Annotated in this window: 1 protein-coding gene; it reads right to left on the reverse strand. The window is 50.7% G+C overall.

Annotated features, from left to right (window positions below; translation table 11 throughout):
- Nucleotides 1–1,590, reverse strand: a 1,590-nt coding sequence (locus tag D6694_09835) for a M6 family metalloprotease domain-containing protein (GenBank protein ID RMH40680.1), incomplete at its 3' end; no start/stop codon positions are given.
- Between the last annotated feature and the right edge of the window lie 22 nt (nt 1,591–1,612).

Below are 1,612 nucleotides of genomic sequence, written 5' to 3' on the forward strand. Positions count from 1 at the left end.
CGCATAGCCAGAGCCGCTCGTGATCGGCGTCTGATCAGCGTCCACGACGCCAAGAAAGACTTCACCCGGATGATCACTGACTTTATTGTCCGTGACATTTTCATTGCGATACCAGACCAATACGCCTTGCTTATAGCCGCGCCCTTTCAGCCCAGCATCGTTCCCGGCATGATCACGCAACTGAACCCAATAATAGGCTTTTTTGCCGGGACTCCTGTCACCAATTCTGGCAAATCCTTTCATGGTCGCCAGTCCATCCGTTTCCGCATCATCTGACCAAGCAACCGACCCATCGGCTTCAACCACGAGATTGTCCATAACAAAACCGTAGCCGCCCGTATTCTGGTCCGTGACATACTTCACACCCAGCGTCACCGTTTGACCTGAATATTGTGATAGGTCAAACGTTAATTCGACCCATGCCGGTTCAGAGCCACCGGTGATGTCCGAAGACTTGCCGCTGATATAATTGGTCACGGTCGAATGTCTAGGATTGGTCGCTTTGGTGTGATTGCCAGCCACGGGTGTCCCGTTGACAGTCACCTGCACATAGTCCCAATCCGTCTCAATGTTCCAATGTGCCTGCATTTTCAGCGTCAACGATGTCGCCGATGGCAAGCTGACGGTCTGTGTCCAAGTGTTGGATAGGTTGTCACCGCGCCCAGAATAGTATTGCCAGTTACCCGCATAAGGCGCGAAAAAAGGCACATCAATATTGCCAAGATCAACCTCCAACAAATTGGTGGCATTGCCTGAGGTATCGTTCCAGCTCGTTAAGTCAATCGACTGACCCGGGTGCTGAATCTCGGAAAGTGAGACAGTCTTTTTAGTCACCCAGTTACCACCATAACGTTTTTGATAATAATCGCGTGCATATGGACTGAACGAACTCGGCTGCGATCCGGGAATGGCGCCAACCCAACTGCCAGCGGCCATCAGCGACCACAAACCGACCGGTGAACCGGCAGAGTCGCCACGATTGCCATTGGTGTCATATTCATCGGGCACGCCCAAATCATGGCCAAACTCATGTACTGAAACGCCGACGGCAGCATCAATGGGCTGAATGGTGTAGCCAAAAAGCTTTTTCCCTTGGGCAATCTCAACCCCCATAGTCGATACGCGACCTGTGGGATTCACGAAGAAACGATGCGACCAGATGGCATCCTCGCCTTGAGGACCACCCCCTGCTTCTTCACCTATGGTGGAGTGATAAATCATCACATGATCAATGAAGCCATCCGGCTCTTCGACATTGCCGTCGGCATCCAGATCATAGGGGTCTTCTTGGTCATACTCAGTCAAATCAATATTGTATTGGTTGACCGCTTTGGTCACGGCTTCAATAATCAGTGGCTCAACATTTTTATCCTGATCATTATTATTTGGATCATTGCCACCGTAATAGGCCACATCATGATCGGCCGTCACCCAACCATAGACCTTACCGGTAAACAGCAAACTTCCGCCCGATTCTTTCAGATAGTAGTCATAGCCAGTGATCAGATCCTCACCGTTCGGACCATCATAGCCACCGACTTTGAAGAGCATATCCTGATAATGCTGCGCGCTGTAGTCCGAGTAATACATCGAGGTGTCATTGGGCGACAAG

It is taken from the genome of Gammaproteobacteria bacterium (genome assembly GCA_003696665.1).
Classification (GTDB): Bacteria; Pseudomonadota; Gammaproteobacteria; order Enterobacterales.